We start from the raw sequence: 19423 nt of genomic DNA, 5'->3' as shown, positions 1-19423 counted from the left end.
TGACCTGAGCTACATGGCGCAGCAAACTGCTGTTTAAGGATCCACACTTGTATTCGCAAATACCATACTTTAAGCACCCATATCTAAAACCAAAATAAGGCCCTCTTTCAGGCTCATTGTGTATATACATACAATCTGACAACAGATTTAAAACAGGCTACTGACAGAAAAAATTGTTTTACGTTGATTTACGGTTTTGTACCCAGAATAGGCAAAAAACTATTAAAACGGCGCTTATAGGTGTTTTTTGTTTAATTTCATATAATAAATATTATATACTTAAAATAAAAAGGAGAACAAAGACATTAAATGCCAATGCTCACAAGGTTTTCTAAACTGCCGCCTACTCTGATTTTATCGCCCATTATATGCTTTTCTAAAAAAAGACTTTTTGAGGAGATAGCTGAGTGCGCCAGTTATATTACAGAAATTCCTACAGAGCAGGTTATAACAGCACTCAATGACCGTGAAAAAATGGGATCCACAGTCTGTGCCAAGTCTATAGCCATACCTCATGCCATTATTTTATCAGCACCCAAAGATTTTGAGACATTTGGTATTTTATGCATGCTCTCAGAGCCTATTGCATTTAACACAGTAGATACCGATCCTCTGACTATTGATATGGCCTACGCCTTTTTTATATCTCCTGATGACAGCTATGAAGATGTTCAGAATATGCTCTTTGAGGTATCAAATATTCTAAGTCAGGAGGCTCTATCCAACTCTTTACGCCTGTCGCGCTATGATGATGACAAAATTACAGCCATATTGAACAAGGTTGACAGTCTTTTAAGCAATGCTCTGCTTCATGAAGAAGAGAACGAGAGCCTAAAAGAGAGCTAAAAAGGAATTATTTTATGAACAGAAACAGTGCTGAAGATAAAATAAATTTAGTTATCATCTCTGGCCGTTCAGGATCAGGAAAAAGTGTAGCTTTAAAGGTGCTTGAAGATCTTGGCTACTACTGTATTGATAATCTGCCAGTCATGTTTTTAAAGACCCTGGTAGATATGGCCAAACATAAATATCCAAAGCTTGCTGTCTCCATTGATATAAGAAATATTCCGGACAATCTGCAGTCACTGCATACACTTTATGAGGATATAAAAAACAAAGATGACATCATAAGTACTGTTATCTATGTTGATGCAGAAAATCAGGTGCTGCTTAAAAGATATTCAGAAACCAGGCGTCTGCACCCACTGTCCAAACAGCATCTGTCTTTAGATGAGGCTATTGTCAAAGAGTCTGTAATTTTAAAGGAGCTGGCCTCATGGGCCGATCTGCGTATTGATACTACCAATATGTCAATACACGATCTCTCAACAAGAATTACCACGCTGATTCTAGGCTGTCCTGAAAAACAGCTGATTATTGTCTTTGAATCCTTTGGCTTTAAAAACGGTATTGCCAAAGATGCTGATTTTGTCTTTGACGCAAGATTTCTGCCAAATCCTTTCTGGGATAAAAATCTAAGGCAGTTTACAGGTCTTGATGAGCCTGTTATTGAATTTTTCAAACGCTATGACAAAGTTGCCTCCTATATAGATCAGATTGATAATCTTTTAATGAGCAATCTTGAGGATATTGAAAAAAACAACAGAAGCTACCTTACTGTGGCCATAGGTTGTACCGGTGGCAAACATCGCAGTGTCTATGTAGCCAACGAGCTGGCCTCTCGTTTTATTGAGCGTAAACTCTTTGTACAGATTCGTCACTGCTCACTTGAGGTAGGTCATCTCTAATCGTCCTGTACATATCTGCATACCATTTTGTAAAATCACATTTGCATATAAAGCCTTTTCTGATGTGGCAATAACGCAGTAGGCTTTTTTAGCCTCCTCATAGAAGGCAAAGCGCTCGATATTCCCAACAATATCTTCTCTGCTGTCATATTTGGCAATAATCTTTTTATACTCATCCCAGATAGGAGTCTGCACATTATCCCCTGGCATAACCGGCATTAAGGACACTGGCTGCTTTACATATGTATCAAGAGGGAAAACCTGTAAAACAGCATCTAATATTTCAGGTACATTGTGACCATACAGGCGAATCAGATTGGTATTTTTTACAATACTTGCAGAAGGGAAATTACCACTCTACGGATCTCATAACACAAGATCGTCAGATCTTCTTCGCAATATTCAACAATTACCAGTGTATCGCTATGGGGCCCATTTCACAGAGTATTTTAAGCAGCTCAGGGCTTAAAATTGGCGGGATATTTTTTAACATACAGCCTCCTAAAGCTATTCCCTTATAGTTGAGATTGTCTAATATCTAAAAATTGGAGACTGTCGGTTAGTGTCAATACTGTTGCAACAATAAAATCAAACATTATTTTAATTTTATTATTTAATATCAGTATATTACCCTTACAGAGCAAAAATCAGCTAAAACCACAAATTGTGAATGTTACCGATATTCTTTAATTTACATTGAAAAATTATTTTTCTAAACTTTAAAAAAATTATTCAGCAATCTTCTCTATAACACGCAAGCGTTACGCTTTTGACACAAAACCGGCATAGTTTTTCGACACCACTTGTAACATTTGCAAATTAACCTGTTTTATATTAAAACTTAACCTTAAGATTTCAGCACAATATAGCTCTACAATAAGATCAAACAAACATAAGGTGAAGCTATGTTAAGTAAGATGCACTTGAATGAGAACAGGGTGCATGGAAGCGCACAGTTTCCATTTACATACTTCATGGTAGATAAAGATCATGACATGTATGTAATGCCCGCTCACTGGCATAGTGAGGCTGAAATCATAAAAGTTAACAGCGGATTACTCGAATTAACTGCCGACAATAAAACTATAATTCTCAAGGCTGGAGAGTATGCTTTTATCAATCTAGGAGTCATACATTCTGCTATTCCACAGAACAACTGTGAATATGAATGTATGGTATTTGACTTAAGCCTTTTTTTACATGAAAGATCCGCTGCCAACTGTTTTTTACATTCCCTTATAAGTCTCAACCGAACCATCAAACTAGATCTGCAGTCTAAATCAGCTACAATCAACAGAGCTATAAAAACCACACTGTCTAAAACCTTTTATACTCTTTCACACCCTGTTCGCGGATTCGAAAGACGCACTATAGGTCTTATCTATCTGTTTTTAAGTCTGATTGAAGAGGTCGATTTGTTTGATGATGACGGCCTGTCTCACAGTTTCAGTCAAAATAAAATCAAACAGTTCAAGGTTGTTATCAGCTATATTCAAAAGAAATATATGTATCAGATAACTTTAAATGATCTCTCAAGCATACTTGAGCTAGCACCGTCTTCTGAAATCAAGTTTTTAAGGAAATGACGCCAAAAACACCAATGGATTATATAAAAGCCTACAGGGTGGAATGAGCCAAGGAAAAACTTAGAAATAAGAATAAAAATATTACTGTTGTAGCAATGGAGCGCGGCTTTGAGGATATATCCTACTTTACCAAGGTCTTTAAAAAGTACACTGACAATCAGACACCGTCTCAATACCTAAAATCACTGCAGTTATTGCAGTAGAATTTATTAACCAAGCGTGTTCTGAGCCTTTGGCTTGCGCCCTCTTTTCTTTTTGACATCAATTACAGGCTGTGGATCTTTTACATCATCTTTGCCTTCAATAAAAGCTCTGATTTTACTTAAAGCAGCACTTTCAATCTGTCTGACACGCTCAATTGAAACCTTTAAATCATCAGACAATTCCTGAAGTGTAGCCTTGTCCTCATCAAGCCAGCGTCTTTTCAGGACATAGCGTGATCTTTCATCTAGATCCTCTAAAGCCTTCTTTAACATATCAAGTTCATAACTTGCATAATCAGCCTTTTCATAGACGCGGGCAAAATCAGAGTTTTCATCCTCAAGATAGGCACTAGGTGAGAGCAAAGTCGGCAGTGACTTGTCTTTTGACTCATCACTGTCCATGTCAAAACCATAATCCTGACCAGACATTCTTGACTCCATTTCAATAACATCTGAAGGATTGACTCCAAGATCATGGGCAACATCATGTATTTCCTTGTCAGAAAACCATCCAAGATGTTTCTTGCTCTGTCTTAGCTTGAAAAAGAGTTTGCGCTGAGCTTTAGTAGTGGCTACTTTGACAATACGCCAGTTCTTAATAACGTAATCGTGAATCTCTGCTTTAATCCAGTGAACTGCAAAAGCTGCAAGCCTGCCTCCCATATCTGGATCGAAGTGCTTTACAGCCTTCATCAGGCCAATATTGCCCTCCTGTATCAGATCGGATAAGGGCAGACCATAGCCTGAATAGCCTCTGGCTATACTTACAACAAGACGCAGATGAGATAAAATAAGCTTTCTTGCAGCTTCAAGATCATTATAGTCTCGCAACCTCTTGGCCAGTGATATCTCATCATCTGGCTGCAGCATAGGCACTTTATTGATAACCTTTACATAACTATCAATATTGCCTACGGGCGCTAACATATATTCACTTTGTAATGAACTGTCTTTCATACCAAATGCTATTATTAGAATTATAATTCTATAATCTTATCACACAGATCAAGTCCTGCCTGTTTATGCGTGATTATAATAACACCTTTTCTTGAAGTTAAGATATTGTCAATGATCCTTTTCTCCTGCTTGACATCAAGGCCTTCGGCCACCTCGTCAAGAATGAGAAAGTCACTGTCTATCAAAAGTGCTCGGGCTAAAGACAGACGTTTGGCCTGACCTCCAGAGACAGCCATACCTGTATTGCCAAGCCATTCATTAAAGCCGTTTGGAAGAGTTTTTACAAAGTCGTCAAGTTCTACCTTCTTTAGAACTTCCATAATCTCCTGTTCAGTCACATCTATTTTGACCATTTTAAAGATATCAAACAGACTTGATGAGAACAGTGCATTATCCTGCAGTGCTACAGAAAATCTCTCTCTGTAGCTTCTTATATCTATTTCACTCAAATCTCTGCCATCAACCCTGATAGAGCCTGAGCTTGGTTTTATTAAAGAGAGCATAAGCATGATAAGTGTGGTCTTACCATGACCTGATCTGCCTCTTATTACATAGTTTTTGTCCTTTTCAAACTCAAGGCAGACATTCTGCAGCACCTGACGGCTGCCATCATAGCTAAAGCCTACATTATCAAAGCTAAGCTTTGCTATGCCATCTATCTTCTGACCATTATCGTTAAGATCATCGCTCCTGCCCTTTAAAACCTCAAAGACCAGGGTAGCAGAACGTCTTACATTGACATAGTTGATGCAGGCTGCAGCCAGTGGAATGATAACCTCAAAGGCAGCAATGGATAAAATAGCCAGCATTATAAAATTGCTTGAATCTATCTTCTTTTCTGTAAATAAAGGAATACCTACAAGCACAGAGCACAGACAGGCAAAATTGATAGTTACAGCCAAAACTGCAGTATTGATACCTTCAATTAAAACCAGTCTTTTGCGTACCAGAGCAAGCTCTACAGATTTTAAATGAATCTGCTTTTCAAACTTTTTCTCAACGCCTAAAGCCATCAGATCAAAAAGACCCAGGATAAAATCAGAGCCAAGAGATGTTAGATCACGTGAGAGCTCATTTATCTTAAGTGAATCAGAGCTTGTCAGATATGACAGAAAAACAGGAATTACAACTCCGCTTACAGCCATGCAGGAGAGTGTGACCAGAGCCATTTCAACTGAATACTGACACATGAAAAAGCCTACACACAGTGAAACTATAAAGGCGCAGGCAAAAGGCATAAACTCTTTAAGATAGGCAAGCTCAAGCTTGTCTATATCAGCACGCATACGACGCTCAATATCTGAGTTTTTAAAGGCCAGAGACTGCATATGCGGCAGACTTACAGCTTTTTCAAACATCCTGACTTTAAAAACCTCAATGATTTTAAAAGTGGCATCGTGGGAGAAAAGACGATCAAAATAACGCAGAGCTGTACGCAAAAGCGCAAACATGCGTATCATGGCTGACGGTGTAAAGATATCAAGAGCATAACCTGCAAAGCCTGCCAGTGCCATTGCTGTTAAAAACCAGCCGGCTGTAGCCATTAGAGCCATTGATGATAATGAGGCTAAAACCGAAACAAAGATACCAAGCAATGCAGCCTTGTACTGCCCTTTCATCAGACCAATAAATTCTAACATTGAGCAACCTTAAAAGCTTTGTTGATTGTACTTATATCTATTACGCTGTCTGCAAAATCAATTAAAGACTGATGGTGAGCGGAAATGATAACCGTTCTGCCGGCCTTGATACGATTGATGGCATCTACAATAAGTTTCTGTGTACCCTCATCAAGACTTGCTGTAGGCTCATCTAAAAGCACCAGAGGACTGTCTTTGATCAGTGCTCGCGCTAGGGCAATAAGTCTGGCCTCACCGCCTGATATACCCTGATTTTCATCAGATATCCTGTGATCAAGTCCATCAGGGAAACGCTCGAGCAGGAATCTGGCATTAAGTCTGTCTAAAGCCTGTACAATGGCATCATCGCTTACATCAGCGCACCCTATCTTTATATTGTCACGCAATGTACCGTAAAAAAGATGGGGATTCTGCGGCACAAAGGTAATGGCATCAGTTAATGCTTTGCGTGAGTACTCACCTACATCGTGCGCACCTATAGATAATGAACCTGACTCAACAGGTACAAAACCAATAAGCAGCTGTAAAAGTGTACTTTTGCCACAACCTGAAGGTCCAACTAATGCTGTAACCTCACCTTCTTTTATATAAAGGTTAACATTAAGAAGACCTACACGGCCACCTTCATAGACAGCTTTAAGATCATTTGCTTTAATATCAAATCTTACAAGCTCATCAACATGGCCTGTGCTCTTATCTGATGGCCTGCTGCTCATTAAATCGGCTATGTTTGATATGGCGCCTAAAGACTTCATTCTTATATGATAGTTCTGACCTAAGGTTCTTAGCGGCAGGAAAAACTCAGGAGCACATAAAAGAACAAATAGTGCATAGGTATAATCAAAACCCTGCTCATATACAGCAAAGCCCAGCAACACAGCACAAAAAGCCACGCCTGCTGTTGAGAAGAACTCAAGCACCAGGGATGATAAAAAGGCAATCTTTAATATCTGCATAGTCTGCACACGCCAGTTTTTAGTCAGGCGCTTGATGAGATTTATCTCCTGTTGCTGCAAATTAAAGAGTTTAATGAAAGTAAGACGCTGCAAAGCCTCGGTAAAATGTCCTGAGAGTCTTAATATTCTGACCCACTGTCTTTGATTCAAGCGCTCTGCACCCTTACCCACCATAATCATAAAGATTGGGATTAAAGGGCAGATGATTAAAATCACTACACCTGAGAGAGTATGTGACATAAAGATAAATGCCAGAAGTACTGATGGTACCACCATGGCATAGCGCTTAGATGTCAGATAGTGAGTAAAGAAAGGAATAATGTCGTCAAAGGCATCTGTTACAGATGCTATGAGCGAGGCCTTTCTTTTGTCACTTAAAGGTCCAAGACTTATAAGATGTGCAATTATCTGATCTCTTAGTGACACCTCAACTTCATAAGAAATATTACTTATAAAAAAGGCGCTTATAAGTTTAACTACAAAGCGTAATGCTATAAAAGCAAAGCCATAGTACAGATAATGAATGTTCTGCGCGTCACCCTGTATAACTAAGGATCCAACACCCTTGGCTATACATGCATAAAACAGACAAAGAAAAATAGCATCTGCTAGCGAAAGTGCTGTTAGCAGATGCAATTTTACTTTAATAAGCCGCCCGAGCTTATTAAGCAGGGCGGCTGACTTTATTAAATTTTCTTTATTTAAGTTTGACAAGATTTAATAATCTTCCCACTGTTCAATTAAATATGCTACTGCAACGGTGATAGCTATAGCACCAGCTAAACCTACTGCCCAGCCTAAATAAACCATAATCTATCTCCTTTAGTGGTAGCTTGTAACATCATCAGCAGATGCCTTGTTCCACATCTTGGTGTAAGCCCAGACAGTATAGGCCAGCACGATAGGAACAAAGATTATTACAGCATATGTCATCACATTTAAAGTAAAGTGTGATGAAGTTGCATCCCAGATGGTTAATGAAGATGCCGGATCAATTGATGATGGCATTACAAAAGGGAACAGAGCAACAGCTGCTGTCATAATGGTAAATGCGATGCCAAGGCTTGAGAATAAAATTCCCTTGCCGGCTCTGCCCTGCTTACCATAGATAGCTGACAGAAGCATACCAACAAATGCAAGAATTGGAACAATGATTACTACAGGAACTGCAGCATAGTTCTCAAACAGACCATTCTCAATTACTGATACAGTCTTACCAGTAATAGTATGGAAGCTACCCTCAGGTGCCAGAGCATCTAACTGCCAGCCAGGCAGGAAGAATGACCACAGACCTGCAAGGATGAACAGAGCTGCTGTTGCCATACCGAATCTGAAGGTCCATACACGGGCTCTTACAGCAATCTCATCAACTGTACGCAGCTGAATCCACAGGCAGCCCTGTGTCAGAAGCATTAATACGCTGATAATACCGCACAGCAGTGCAAATGGATTTAACAGAGGCAGCAGAGCTGTAAGGAAGTAGCCATCATAGTGCCAGCGAACATTCTCGTCAGCATAGAAAGGCAGGCCCTGCAGCAGGTTACCAAAGGCTACGCCGAAGATCAGCATAGGAATAGCACTGCCAACAGTTAAGGCAATATCCCATCTCTTAAGCCATGTCTCATCATCCTTGTGATTTCTGTAATCAAAGGCTAATGGACGCAGCCATATACCAAAGAGAACAAGGATCATAGCCCAGTATAAACCTGAGAAGGATGCGGCATAAACCTCAGGCCATGCAGCAAACACAGCACCACCGGCTGTGATTAACCATACCTGGTTACCGTCCCAGTGTGGAGCTACAGTACCAATAATAGCTGAACGCTCTTTTGAGTTCTTGGTTACAAGGAAAGTCAGTGAGGATACAGCCATATCCATACCATTAGTAAGAGCAAAGCCTATAAGCAGTACACCTACTAAAATCCACCATATAACCTGAAGGGTATCATAATCAAACAGCATTTAAGATACCTCCATCTTTCTTCTGAGCATCCTGCTCGTCTTCACCTTCGATAGTTGGACCCTTCTTAACAGCCTTGACCATTAATGTCATTTCGATGATTAAGAATACGGTGTAAACCAGGATAAAGAATACTAAAGACAGACCTACGTCAATGGCATCTAAAGTCGAAGTAGCCAAGAAGGTAGGCAGTACACCCTGAATAGCCCAAGGCTGACGACCAACCTCTGCCAGAATCCAGCCAGCCTCGCAGGCTAAGAATGGCAATGGAATTGACAGGACCAGAAGCTTGAGAACCAGCGGGTTCTGTAATAGATTCTTCTTGTACCACAGCATGAAGCCAGCTAAAGCGGCAATAGCACCCATAGCAGTAACAATACCCATCATGATTCTGAAGGAGAAGTAGCTGATCCATACAGATGGAACTGAGTTTCTGGCAGCTGTCTTGATTTCATCTTCAGTTGGATTTAATGGATCAACAGCATGCTCAACTAATAACATACCATAGCCAAGATCCTTGGCGTTTTCCTCAAATGCAGCGTGAAGTTCATCATTGCCTTCGCCGGCACGAATCTTAGTAAGTGCACTAAAAGCAATAAGACCGCTTCTTACTCTTTCTTCATTCTCTGCAACGATATCGCGCAGACCCTGAACTGGAGTATCAAATGAGTGGGTTGCAATCAGACCAAGCAGCCATGGAATCTTGATAGAAATATCGTTATCCATTTCCTCTTCATTTGGAATTGCAAACAGTGACCATGAAGCAGGAGCCTCCTGAGTGTGGTACTCAGCTTCCATAGCAGCAAGCTTGGCAGGCTGATGCTCAGTTACCTGCAGAGCTGACAGGTCGCCGGTTAAAGCAGAACCGCCCATTGCCAGTAATGAGAATACAATACCGATGGTCATAGATCTCTTGGCAAAACGGATGTTTTTGCCCTTGAGCATGAAGTATGCAGAGACACCGATAACAAACATACCTGCAGTTACATAGCCAGCACTTACGGTGTGAGCAAACTTAACCTGAGCAACAGGTGAGAAGATTACGCCCCAGAAATCAACCATTTCCATACGCATCTTCTCTGGTGAGAACTGTGCGAACTCTGGGTACTGCATCCAGCCGTTAGCGATAAGAATCCACATAGCTGAAAGGTTAGAACCTAAAGCGGTCAGGAAAGTAATTAAGAGGTGAGTGCCCTTGCTAAAGCGATTCCAACCTGTAAACATCAGACCGATGAAGGTTGACTCAAGGAAAAATGCCATCAGGCCTTCAAGTGCCAGAGGGGCACCAAAAATATCACCTACATAGTGAGAGTAGTTAGACCAGTTGGTTCCAAACTCAAACTCAAGAGTAATACCAGTGGCAACACCAATAGCAAAGTTAATACCAAAAAGCTTACCCCAGAACTTAGCCATATCCTTATATAAGGTATCGCCTGTCTTTACATAGATAATCTCCATGATGAAGATGATCCATGAAATACCCAGAGTAAGTGGTACAAAGAGAAAGTGATAAAGTGAAGTCACAGCAAACTGCCATCTAGACAACTCCACCATAAAACTGTCTATCATTGTCCTATCTCCAAAAAAATTATAAAAGTATACAGCATGTATGCTACCCTATACGTATTATTTTGTTAAGATTGAAATTCAAAGATAAGTTACAAATTTAAAAAAAATTTATGATTAATTTTTATCATCAAGTAGGCTACTCAGGTGTAGTCATTTTTATTTTAGGCCTTGCTGCAATCTTTACTGCAATAAGAGGTGTGGTCCTGATAATACTGGTTAAAAGACAGGAGACTCTGCCTGGCAGTATCATTGCAGATATAGTTGCTACAGCCTCAAAAGAGGAAGAGAGTCTGCGCCAGGGGCTTATCTCTGCACTTATGCAGAGCAAGATTAGAGGTGTCTATACCTCTATGTACTTTTTAAAACTCTGCGCAGCTGTAGGTCCGCTGTTAGGTCTTTTAGGAACAGTAATCGGCATGGTCGATGTTTTTTCAAATCTTGCAGAAAAGGCAATGCCTGATCCTTCTATGTTAGCCGGAGGCATATGGCAGGCTCTTTTAACAACTGTTATGGGTCTTACTCTTGCTATTCCTTCCATAATTGTCCATTATTATCTTCTGATGTCTTTGCGTCATCTTAGAACTAAGATCTATTTTATGGCCCGTAATAATGAATGATTTTGAAGATGATTTACACGTCGATCTGACCCCTCTGATTGACGTTATTTTTATGCTTGTTATTTTCTTTATTATGACAATGTCATTTACATTGCCTGTTATAGATATTGTTCTTCCTAGCTCATCTACAGCAGAACAGACGCAAAAGAGCAACAATATAGTTATTACAGTTAATAAAGATGGTGAGTATCTATATAAAGAGCGGGTAATTTCCGCAAAAGAGCTAAAAGACATTCTTTTAGTTCAGGATGATGCCACTATAGAGCTTAATATTGACGGTAACAGCAAGACTCAGATACTTATTGATATTGCAGATATTGCAAGGAGTCATACCGACGGACGTCTTATTATAAATACAATAAAGGCAGACAACTAATAATGTATCCGGATCTGATCTCCCGCTCACTGGGCTTTATCGGTGTTTTTATTACGCTAATGACTTTTGGTCTTTTGTGTGAGCATAATTTTCAGGCTCAGGTACAGGATACATATTCAACTTTAGTTGTTAACATAAATCACGTAGAGCAGATAAAATCTCAAGCAAAAAAAAATATTGAACCACAGGCAGAAACTGAAAAAAATACTCATATTGATACCAAAAATGATCAAATTGAGCAAAAAAATGATAATGAATATCAAAGTGACAGAGAAACAGCAAAGAACTCGGTAATAAAACATAAAACAAATGTCAGCGAAAATACACCTGTAAAACAGGTTAAACCTAAAAAGGTTGAAACATCAAAGAGTAAGGCTGTAAAAGAACAAAGCAAAAAGACAGTTACAACAAAAAAGACTGATACTGTAAAAAAAGCCAATCTGGCTGCAGGCAATAAAAAAATCAAGAGTGAGAATAAAGTCATCACCAAGAACGAGACAGCTTTGTCAGATGAGAGCATAGTTGCCGCCAATATATCACGTCAGACTATAAGCAATCTTATCTTTGACAGAATTCAAGATAAGATACAGTATCCGCAAAGGGCTATAAAAAGAAAAATACAGGGTGTGGTCTTAGTTGAGTTTAATGTGGTTAATGGCAAAATTGCATCTTTTACCATTATCAAGAGCTCAGGACATACTATATTAGATAAGTCAGCTGCCAGATTATGCAAAGATATTATTGGCTTTGATACAAGACACCCAAACTCAAATATAAAAATTCATATGCCTATAAAGTACGCTCTGATATAAAGAGCTGCATGAGTTGCGGGCAGTAATCTCTCTTTAATATCTTTAGATATAACGAAGGTAGGCTATGTGCCTACCTTTTGTATTCATGGCATTAGTCAGATCTCAATGCTTATGCCCTGTATAAGCTAGGTTTTGATACTATTTGTCTTCCTTTAAAAGAGCATCGACAAAAGGCTCAACACTAAACTCTCTCAAATCCTTAGCCTTCTCGCCAATACCTACATAGCGTATAGGAATTTTAAACTTGTCAGCTAACGCAAAGATTACGCCACCTTTGGCAGTACCATCAAGTTTGGTCAGAGTAATACCTGTAACATTTACAGCCTCTGAGAAGATTTTGGCCTGTGATACAGCATTCTGACCTGTTGCGGCATCAAGAACCAGCATTACCTCCTGCGGTACATTCTCATCAATTTTCTTCATAACACGAACAATCTTTTTAAGCTCATCCATAAGATTGTCCTTATTCTGCAGTCTTCCTGCTGTATCGCAGATTAGTACATCAACACCTTTTGAACGGGCAGAGCTTAAAGCATCATAGAGTACAGAGGCACTGTCAGATCCTGTCTGCTGAGCTACCACAGGCACTTCTATTCTCTTGCCCCACTCTTTTAACTGCTCAACAGCTGCTGCTCTGAAGGTATCACCTGCTGCAAGCATAACCTTTTTACCTGATTCTTTATATTTCTGGGCAAGTTTACCTATAGTTGTGGTTTTTCCTGCACCATTGACTCCAACCATGAGGATGACAAATGGAGTATTTTCTGTTGACTCTACATCTAAAGGTGCAGCACATGGCTCCAGAATTTTACATAGAGTCCTGTGAAGATTCTTCTTTAGAAGCTCTGCATCATGCAGCTCTTTGATGCGTGACTCTTCTTTTAATCTATCAATAATCTCAAATGTGGTATCCACACCAAGATCGGCAGTTAAAAGTGCAGTCTCAAGCTCCTCATACAGATCATCATCAATTTTTCTGCCTTTAATTAAAGAGCTGATACCAAAAGCAAGAGAATCACGTGTCTTTTTAAGACGTGAGAAAAATGACTCTTTGACCTCGTCCTCTGACTCTTTAGCAATACTGCTCTTATCGCCTGCACCGCTGAACATGGCAAGAGGAGCAACACTCTCCTCCTCACCCTTCTCATCCTGTTTGTCATCAGAACTGATTTTTATCTCATCGCTGTCGCTGCTTGTATCTTCAGGGGCTGTATCTGTATCAAAAGGCTCTTTGACATCGGATACACTCTCATCATTGTCAGCAACAATTTCTTTAATATCTGCACTGTCTTTTGTATCTGTATTATCTTCAGTTTGAGTCTCTTTGATCTCTTGAGTCTGCTCCTCATCCTCAAGAATCTCAATTATAGCAGCTTCACTTACAGCACTGTCAGCCTCGGCAAGTTTAGAGCTCTCATCTTCTTTGATTTCTACCTTATCATCGTAATTATCAGTATGAGAATGCTGCACACTATGCTCATGCTCTCTTAGCTCATCATTAAAACTTACTTTTAGATCATGATCCTTCTCTTCTATACTCTGTGCAACAAGCTCAACATTTTCAAAGGCAGCATGCTCTTGAGTAAATTTGCTTATCTCTTTATCGTCACTATCATCAGCTTGCAGGTTCTTACCATCTTCAACTGTTTTTTGCTCAGAAGATTGAGCTACACCTGTGTTATCAGCGCTAGTATCTGTGTCATAGGATACAGCTTTATCATCCTGTGCTGTGCCCTCATCTGCACTTAGATTTTCCTGATTTAAGTTTTCATCAACTGTCTGTGTCTTTTTATCTTTCTTTTTAAAAAATGAAAATAAGCCCATTTAAAGCCCCAATATTTGCATGAAATCTATAAAAAAATTATAACACAGTTCATTTTTAACAAAATGCCCATCTGCAAGTGCTTTATTACACTGCAAAGGAGCATTATAAAACTGTGAATAATGTCTAAAACTAGTATTTCTAAATTATGAGAGTGTGTCAGATTATATTTAATTTCAGCCGATTATTAAAAATATGAGTCTACCTCATGTGTAGTTCTTTAAAAATTTATCAAACCACTATTATCTGTCCAATAGATGTCCAAAAGCTAACTTTATGGGTGATTCGGATATATTTAGGGATATAGCTTTATCACTGAGCAGCAGTGGTTGATGTTGTGTATGGACTTATTCAGAGTGTCCAAAGAACTCAATCAGACGATGCAGAGTATAATCAAGAGGTCTGCTTCTGAATTTTTCAGCAATACTCTTAAAGGTAGGAGGGCGTCCTGAGTTATCGGTATTAGCGCTATTCCTTATAAAGGAGTGGATGTTGTGCACTATTTTATTTATGCCCACATGGTTGGCAATTAAATTATAGTTGCATGACTGTAGGTCGTCCTGAGCTAAAGAGCCACAGTCAAGGTGTCCATGATGGTAAGTCTCAATTGCCCAGTACTCATCAATACTCCGCGCAATCTGATGTAGTGTTGATTCTTCACCATACTGCATAGAGCTTATATAGTATCGGGTGTTAGATGTGCTGCTAACCTCTTTACCATTAATGATTTTTGATGTCGCCTTGGTATACATCACGATAGTGGAATTTATTAAGAGTCTGATTAATACGCCTATTTCTGTATTTTTCTTCAAAGGACAATGATGCCTCAGGTATAGCATATCTGGAACGAGATCTCGCTACAACATCTTGTAATCCCTGTGAAACCTGAAATACAGTCATAAAAACCAATAGTGGTTAGATAGATTTTTAAAGAGCTACATAATCAGGGTAGACCTGATTAAATTTTAACTATGGCTTTATTATAAGATGTGATGTGACACGTTCCCGTAATTTCTCCATAAAAACTAGAGTTTTTTAAATATAAGAGAGGTATTTACACCTCCAAATGCAAAATTATTGGACATTATATACTGACAGTCTATATCTCTAGGCGAGCCTACTATATAGTCAAGATCACCACAGTTTTCATCAACAGTATTGAGATTTAGGTTGGGCATGAATTGCTTATTGTGCATCATCTGTATGCTAAGAGCAGCCTCTATGGCACCACAGGCGCCCAGGGTATGCCCAAAATAACTCTTAAATCCAGATACAGGGCAGTCTCTGCCAAAGATACTATAGGTAGCCAGACTCTCTGCCACATCACCGCGACCTGTGCCTGTTGCATGCAGATTTACATAGCCTATATCCTTAGCTTTTAAGTTAGCATTTTTGAGGGCATTGGCTATACAGATCTCAATAGTCTCCCTGTTCGGCTGAGTGATATGTGTGGCATCACAGTTGGTGTTAAAACCAACAATTTCACAATAGATCTTTGCCCCTCTAGCCACAGCACTGTCATAACTTTCAAGCAGCAGAGCTCCGGCACCCTCACCTATGACTAGGCCATCTCTGTCTTTGTCAAAAGGTGATGGAGTAAGTTTTGGAGTATCATTTTTATGGGTAGTGGCAAATAAAGTGTCAAAACAGGCTGTCTGTGCAGGACTTAACTCCTCAGCGCCTCCTGCCACCATAAAATCCTGATGACCTCCGGCAATTGCTTCATAGGCATAACCTATAGCCTGAGAGGCTGAGGTACAGGCAGATGATGTAGGAATAAGTCTGCCGCGCATACCAAAGAACAAAGCTGTATTTACAGCTGTTGTATGTGGCATCATGCGCACATAGGTTGTGGCATCATACTGCATTATAGATTTGTCATAATAAATACTCGCTATGTCCTTTGTAGCATCAGGAGATCCTGAGCAGGAGCCAAAGGCAATACCCATGCGTCCATCTGTTACAGCGTCAGAGTTCTCTAAATTTGCATCCTTTAACGCAAGCTCTGTGGCCCGTGTTGAGAATAAAGACACTCTGCTCATGGCTCTTATCTTTTTTCTATTATAGACTTCCTTTGGCAGGAAAAAAGAGTCTATAGGTGCTGCCACATAACTGCCAAGACCATCTATATCCTTCCACTGATCCATGACCACAACAGCATTTTCACCATAGGACATTCTGTCTATTACTGTATTTACATCATCACCAAAAGCTGTGACAAGTCCCATGCCTGATACTACAACACGTCTACTCATTAGAACATACCACCATTTATTGTCAGCACCTGTCTTGTAATATATTCTGCCTCATCCTTGAACAGGAAGGACACAAGAGATGAAACTTCCTCCACCTTGCCCATACGACCAAGAGGTATCTGCTCTAAAACCTTGTTGAGCACAAAATCATCCATCTGTGCCATCTGTGTATCTATAAGTCCAGGAGCCACACAGTTAACAGTGATTCTGCGCTTGCCAAGCTCAACGGCTAAAGCCTTTACAGCACCTATAAGTCCTGCCTTGGCAGCAGAGTAGTTAACCTGCCCTCTGTTGCCAATAATACCCGAGACTGAGCCTATACAGACAATACGGCCGCCAGCTCTTAGATGAATCATTGGCATGATGGCTGGCTTTACAACATTGTAAAAGCCGTTTAAATCTGTATTTATAACATCAAACCAGTCATCATCGCTAAGAGCAGGAAAGGCTCCATCCCTTACCATTCCAGCATTAGAGACAATACCGTAAAAGGCGCCATGATCCTCAATTTCCTGACCTAAAACCTCAGAGCACATCTTAGTATCAGATACATCGAAGCTGATGGCCTTTGCTGTACCTCCTGCACTTACAATTGTATTTACTGTATCTAAAGCACCGTCTTTATCCTTATTGAAATGCACGCAGATCTCAAAACCATTTTTGGCCAGATCTATGGCAATGCCTTTACCTATACCTTTAGATGCACCTGTAACCAATACTCTTTTTGCCATGTTTAAGCCTCTTTAACCAAATTCTTTATCTCATCAAGTTCTGCTTTAAAGGTATTTACTCTACCCTCACACACAACCTCATTATCTATAATCACAACACCGCTGAAACTTGCAAAGCGGCTGTCATCCATCAGTTTTTCAACTCTTATGACAAGCTCACTGCCACAGGCAAAAACAGGGCGCTTAAATTCTATAGATCTGCCGCCAAGAATCATACCAAGACCTACTGGCTTGTTGTTTTGCAACAGATGATAGCCTGAAAATACACCTATAGTCTGAGCAATAAGCTCTATAGCTATGTAACATGGCAGATCATTGTTCTCATCTAAAAATAATGACAGCACGCCACCCTGTGCAACTTTTACACAACAGGTGCAGGATACTTCATCAACGTCCACCATTCTGTCAAGAAGCATCATTGGCTCTCTGTGTGGTAAATAATTAACTATATCCAGAAAGTCATGCATTACATATCACCTTCAAAAATCAATGAGGCATTATTACCGCCAAAGGCAAAAGCATTGGATAAAATCCTCTTTTTCTCCAATTTTACTCTACTTTGTACAATATCTATGGGCGCAAGGGACGGATCGCGACAGAAATCACTTTGCATATGGGATGGCAGACACAGATCCTTGTCTAAAAGAAGAAGGCTTACACAAGCTCCTATGACTCCTGCAGCTCCTAAAGTATGCCCTGTCATGTGTTTTATTGAACTGACCCTGACCTCATCTTTGAAAAGATCATAATAAACCTTGCTTTCAATCTCATCATTTACCTTGGTGGCTGTTCCATGAGCGCAGATATATCCAATATCCTGTGCCTGTACTTTAGCCTCAGACAGTGCCATCTCTATAGCTTTTTTAGCACCAACGCCATCTATGTGAGGAGATGAAAGGTGATAGGCATCAGAGCTTTGACCTGTACCTGTAAGCTTTAAATGACTTTCATGGCGCGAGAGTATGATAAGACCTGCCCCCTCACCTATATTGATGCCATCTCTTTTCTCATCAAAAGGACAGCATGGCTTATAGCTCAAAAGCCCCATTGAATTAAAACCATTGATAGGCATCTTACATAAAGTGTCAGCTCCGCCTACAATAGCCACATCACACATATTGTTTAAAATTAATTTAGCACCGGAGATAATGGATCTGGCCGATGATGAGCAGGCTGTGGATATGGTATAGGCTATACCACTAAGACCTAAATAAAGCTGTAAAAAGCGTGATGGGTCACCAAGCTCCTGCATAAAATAGTGATAATTGTTATCCTCAACACTCTCTTTTTTGTTTTTCACATAGCTGTAGGCCTCATCAAGACCTGATGTTGATGTTCCCATAATTACAGCTATACGATCCGTACCATACTGTGTTTTGTAGTGCTCAATAAGCTCCATATTTCTTGAGGCAAGATAAGCTAGCAGTCTGTTGTTGCGGCTGTTATGCCTGGCATAAATACCTTCAAGCTTATCTAGATTGCAGTTTATTTTGCCAAAATAGGAGCTTAGATTATTGGTAAGATAGCTATTATCCTCGGTCAGAAAACACTGTTGTGTATTATGTAATGAGGCTGCAATGCTCTCTTTGTCATTGCCAAGAGAGCAAATAAAATCATAGGCATTAACGTAAACCATTTTTAAATGCCCTCCAGATACTGTATGTCTATTGTATATTTAAAAACAAGATGCTCTATTTTACTTGCAAGTCTCTTATTGCCATCATTTATGTAGTGTATTCTCTCAATCACACTGCCATCTTTATCCTTTATCTCACGCATAGTGTCAGTATCTTCTATATAAACACCCATACCAAGCTTTCTATCAAGAAGCTCTTTTGGATAAAAGGCAAAAAAGATATCAGATAGTACCTGTGTTGCAGGTGGTATTTTGTCTATAGGAATATGTTTTGTAATCTCAATAGTATTTTTATCATAGGAGGCAGAAAAAAGTTTAATGCCCATAGTGCTAAGACCAACAAGTTTAAGCTCTTTTTCATCTGAGAGTACCACAGCTATAAGCGACTGCTGCTCAGAGCCGTAACTTATGGTTAAAAGCTGAGTAAAATCCAGTTTTATATCAGGCTCAAAGTCTACAAGCTCAAGCTGTATCTTATCAGTAAGATTAAAATAGCTCTGTTTTACTTGCATATTGTGTGTGCTAGAACAGGAACATAAAACCAGCAGACCTAAC

Annotated in this window: 18 protein-coding genes and 2 pseudogenes; 7 read left to right on the top strand and 13 right to left on the bottom strand. The window is 39.7% G+C overall.

Translation table 11 applies throughout. The annotated features are described in order from the left end of the window. The first annotated feature begins 309 nt into the window (after positions 1 to 309). Entirely contained in the window at positions 310 to 846 is a 537-nt protein-coding gene (locus DRZ93_RS12620) for a PTS sugar transporter subunit IIA (protein WP_113743301.1), read from the top strand. Positions 847 to 887: 41 nt separating this feature from the next. Continuing rightward, a complete protein-coding gene (gene rapZ / locus DRZ93_RS12615; protein ID WP_113745059.1) occupies positions 888 to 1748 on the top strand; it encodes an RNase adapter RapZ in 861 nt (286 codons plus the stop codon). Here the strand turns inward: rapZ and DRZ93_RS13805 are convergent. Then, positions 1725 to 2087, bottom strand: a pseudogene (locus DRZ93_RS13805) (RbsD/FucU family protein); the annotation flags it as partial. The gene rapZ and the pseudogene DRZ93_RS13805 overlap by 24 nt on opposite strands. 566 nt (positions 2088 to 2653) lie before the next feature. Here DRZ93_RS13805 and DRZ93_RS12605 point away from each other — a divergent pair. Next, entirely contained in the window at positions 2654 to 3334 is a 681-nt protein-coding gene (locus DRZ93_RS12605; protein WP_113743302.1) for a cupin domain-containing protein, read from the top strand. Positions 3335 to 3405: 71 nt separating this feature from the next. Beyond that, positions 3406 to 3537 (top strand): annotated as a pseudogene (locus tag DRZ93_RS14060) (helix-turn-helix domain-containing protein); the annotation flags it as partial. 6 nt (positions 3538 to 3543) lie between these two features. On the opposite strand, the gene rpoH reads toward DRZ93_RS14060, so the two are convergent. The 5 genes from rpoH to DRZ93_RS12575 all read right to left on the bottom strand — a co-directional run bounded on the left by rpoH (position 3544) and on the right by DRZ93_RS12575 (position 10619). Beyond that, the gene (rpoH, locus tag DRZ93_RS12595; RefSeq protein ID WP_113743304.1) at positions 3544 to 4494 is read right to left on the bottom strand and encodes an RNA polymerase sigma factor RpoH; all 951 of its coding nucleotides are present in this window, start codon (positions 4492 to 4494) and stop codon (positions 3544 to 3546) included. A 20-nt stretch (positions 4495 to 4514) separates the two neighbouring features. Continuing rightward, positions 4515 to 6134 carry an amino acid ABC transporter ATP-binding/permease protein gene (locus DRZ93_RS12590; protein WP_113746707.1) on the bottom strand — a complete coding sequence of 540 codons (1620 nt, stop codon included), beginning with the start codon at positions 6132 to 6134 and terminating at the stop codon, positions 4515 to 4517. Further along, positions 6128 to 7726: a thiol reductant ABC exporter subunit CydD gene (cydD, locus tag DRZ93_RS12585; RefSeq protein ID WP_172458249.1), complete on the bottom strand. Its 1599-nt coding sequence runs from the start codon at positions 7724 to 7726 to the stop codon at positions 6128 to 6130. Before cydD ends, DRZ93_RS12590 begins: the two co-directional genes overlap by 7 nt. A gap of 186 nt (positions 7727 to 7912) precedes the next feature. After that, positions 7913 to 9052, bottom strand: coding sequence for a cytochrome d ubiquinol oxidase subunit II (gene cydB, locus DRZ93_RS12580; protein ID WP_113743307.1), 1140 nt, complete (start codon positions 9050 to 9052; stop codon positions 7913 to 7915). Beyond that, positions 9042 to 10619, bottom strand: coding sequence for a cytochrome ubiquinol oxidase subunit I (locus DRZ93_RS12575; RefSeq protein WP_113743308.1), 1578 nt, complete (start codon positions 10617 to 10619; stop codon positions 9042 to 9044). Before DRZ93_RS12575 ends, cydB begins: the two co-directional genes overlap by 11 nt. A 110-nt stretch (positions 10620 to 10729) precedes the next feature. On the opposite strand from DRZ93_RS12575, the gene DRZ93_RS12570 reads away from it, so the two are divergent. From DRZ93_RS12570 to DRZ93_RS12560, 3 genes are read left to right on the top strand one after another with little or no spacing between them, the layout of a single operon-like run. Then, positions 10730 to 11236, top strand: a complete 507-nt coding sequence (locus tag DRZ93_RS12570; RefSeq protein WP_113743309.1) for a MotA/TolQ/ExbB proton channel family protein — start codon at positions 10730 to 10732, stop codon at positions 11234 to 11236. Continuing rightward, positions 11229 to 11612, top strand: a complete 384-nt coding sequence (locus tag DRZ93_RS12565; protein ID WP_113743310.1) for an ExbD/TolR family protein — start codon at positions 11229 to 11231, stop codon at positions 11610 to 11612. Before DRZ93_RS12570 ends, DRZ93_RS12565 begins: the two co-directional genes overlap by 8 nt. A gap of 2 nt (positions 11613 to 11614) precedes the next feature. After that, on the top strand, positions 11615 to 12424 hold the full coding sequence (locus DRZ93_RS12560) for an energy transducer TonB (protein WP_113743311.1): 810 nt from the start codon (positions 11615 to 11617) through the stop codon (positions 12422 to 12424). Positions 12425 to 12562: 138 nt separating this feature from the next. On the opposite strand, the gene ftsY is transcribed toward DRZ93_RS12560, so the two are convergent. From ftsY to DRZ93_RS12525, 7 genes are all read right to left on the bottom strand, one after another. After that, a complete protein-coding gene (gene ftsY, locus DRZ93_RS12555) occupies positions 12563 to 14248 on the bottom strand; it encodes a signal recognition particle-docking protein FtsY (RefSeq protein WP_113743312.1) in 1686 nt (561 codons plus the stop codon). A 345-nt stretch (positions 14249 to 14593) separates the two neighbouring features. Beyond that, complete coding sequence (locus DRZ93_RS12550) at positions 14594 to 15058, bottom strand: hypothetical protein (protein WP_146741122.1); 465 nt, start codon at positions 15056 to 15058, stop codon at positions 14594 to 14596. A gap of 213 nt (positions 15059 to 15271) precedes the next feature. Next, the gene (locus tag DRZ93_RS12545; RefSeq protein WP_113743313.1) at positions 15272 to 16501 is read right to left on the bottom strand and encodes a beta-ketoacyl-ACP synthase; all 1230 of its coding nucleotides are present in this window, start codon (positions 16499 to 16501) and stop codon (positions 15272 to 15274) included. After that, a complete protein-coding gene (locus DRZ93_RS12540) occupies positions 16501 to 17232 on the bottom strand; it encodes a 3-ketoacyl-ACP reductase FabG2 (protein ID WP_113746704.1) in 732 nt (243 codons plus the stop codon). Before DRZ93_RS12540 ends, DRZ93_RS12545 begins: the two co-directional genes overlap by 1 nt. A 2-nt stretch (positions 17233 to 17234) precedes the next feature. After that, positions 17235 to 17699: a hotdog family protein gene (locus tag DRZ93_RS12535; protein WP_113743315.1), complete on the bottom strand. Its 465-nt coding sequence runs from the start codon at positions 17697 to 17699 to the stop codon at positions 17235 to 17237. Beyond that, positions 17699 to 18868 carry a beta-ketoacyl-ACP synthase gene (locus tag DRZ93_RS12530; RefSeq protein WP_113743316.1) on the bottom strand — a complete coding sequence of 390 codons (1170 nt, stop codon included), beginning with the start codon at positions 18866 to 18868 and terminating at the stop codon, positions 17699 to 17701. The genes DRZ93_RS12535 and DRZ93_RS12530 overlap by 1 nt, the downstream gene beginning before the upstream one ends. Positions 18869 to 18870: 2 nt before the next feature. Continuing rightward, a complete protein-coding gene (locus DRZ93_RS12525; RefSeq protein WP_172458247.1) occupies positions 18871 to 19380 on the bottom strand; it encodes a DUF3261 domain-containing protein in 510 nt (169 codons plus the stop codon). Positions 19381 to 19423: the final 43 nt, after the last annotated feature.

The organism is Anaerobiospirillum thomasii (genome assembly GCF_900445255.1).
In the GTDB taxonomy this organism is placed as follows: Bacteria; Pseudomonadota; Gammaproteobacteria; order Enterobacterales; family Succinivibrionaceae; genus Anaerobiospirillum_A; species Anaerobiospirillum_A thomasii.
This window is presented reverse-complemented; position numbering and strand designations above follow the sequence as displayed.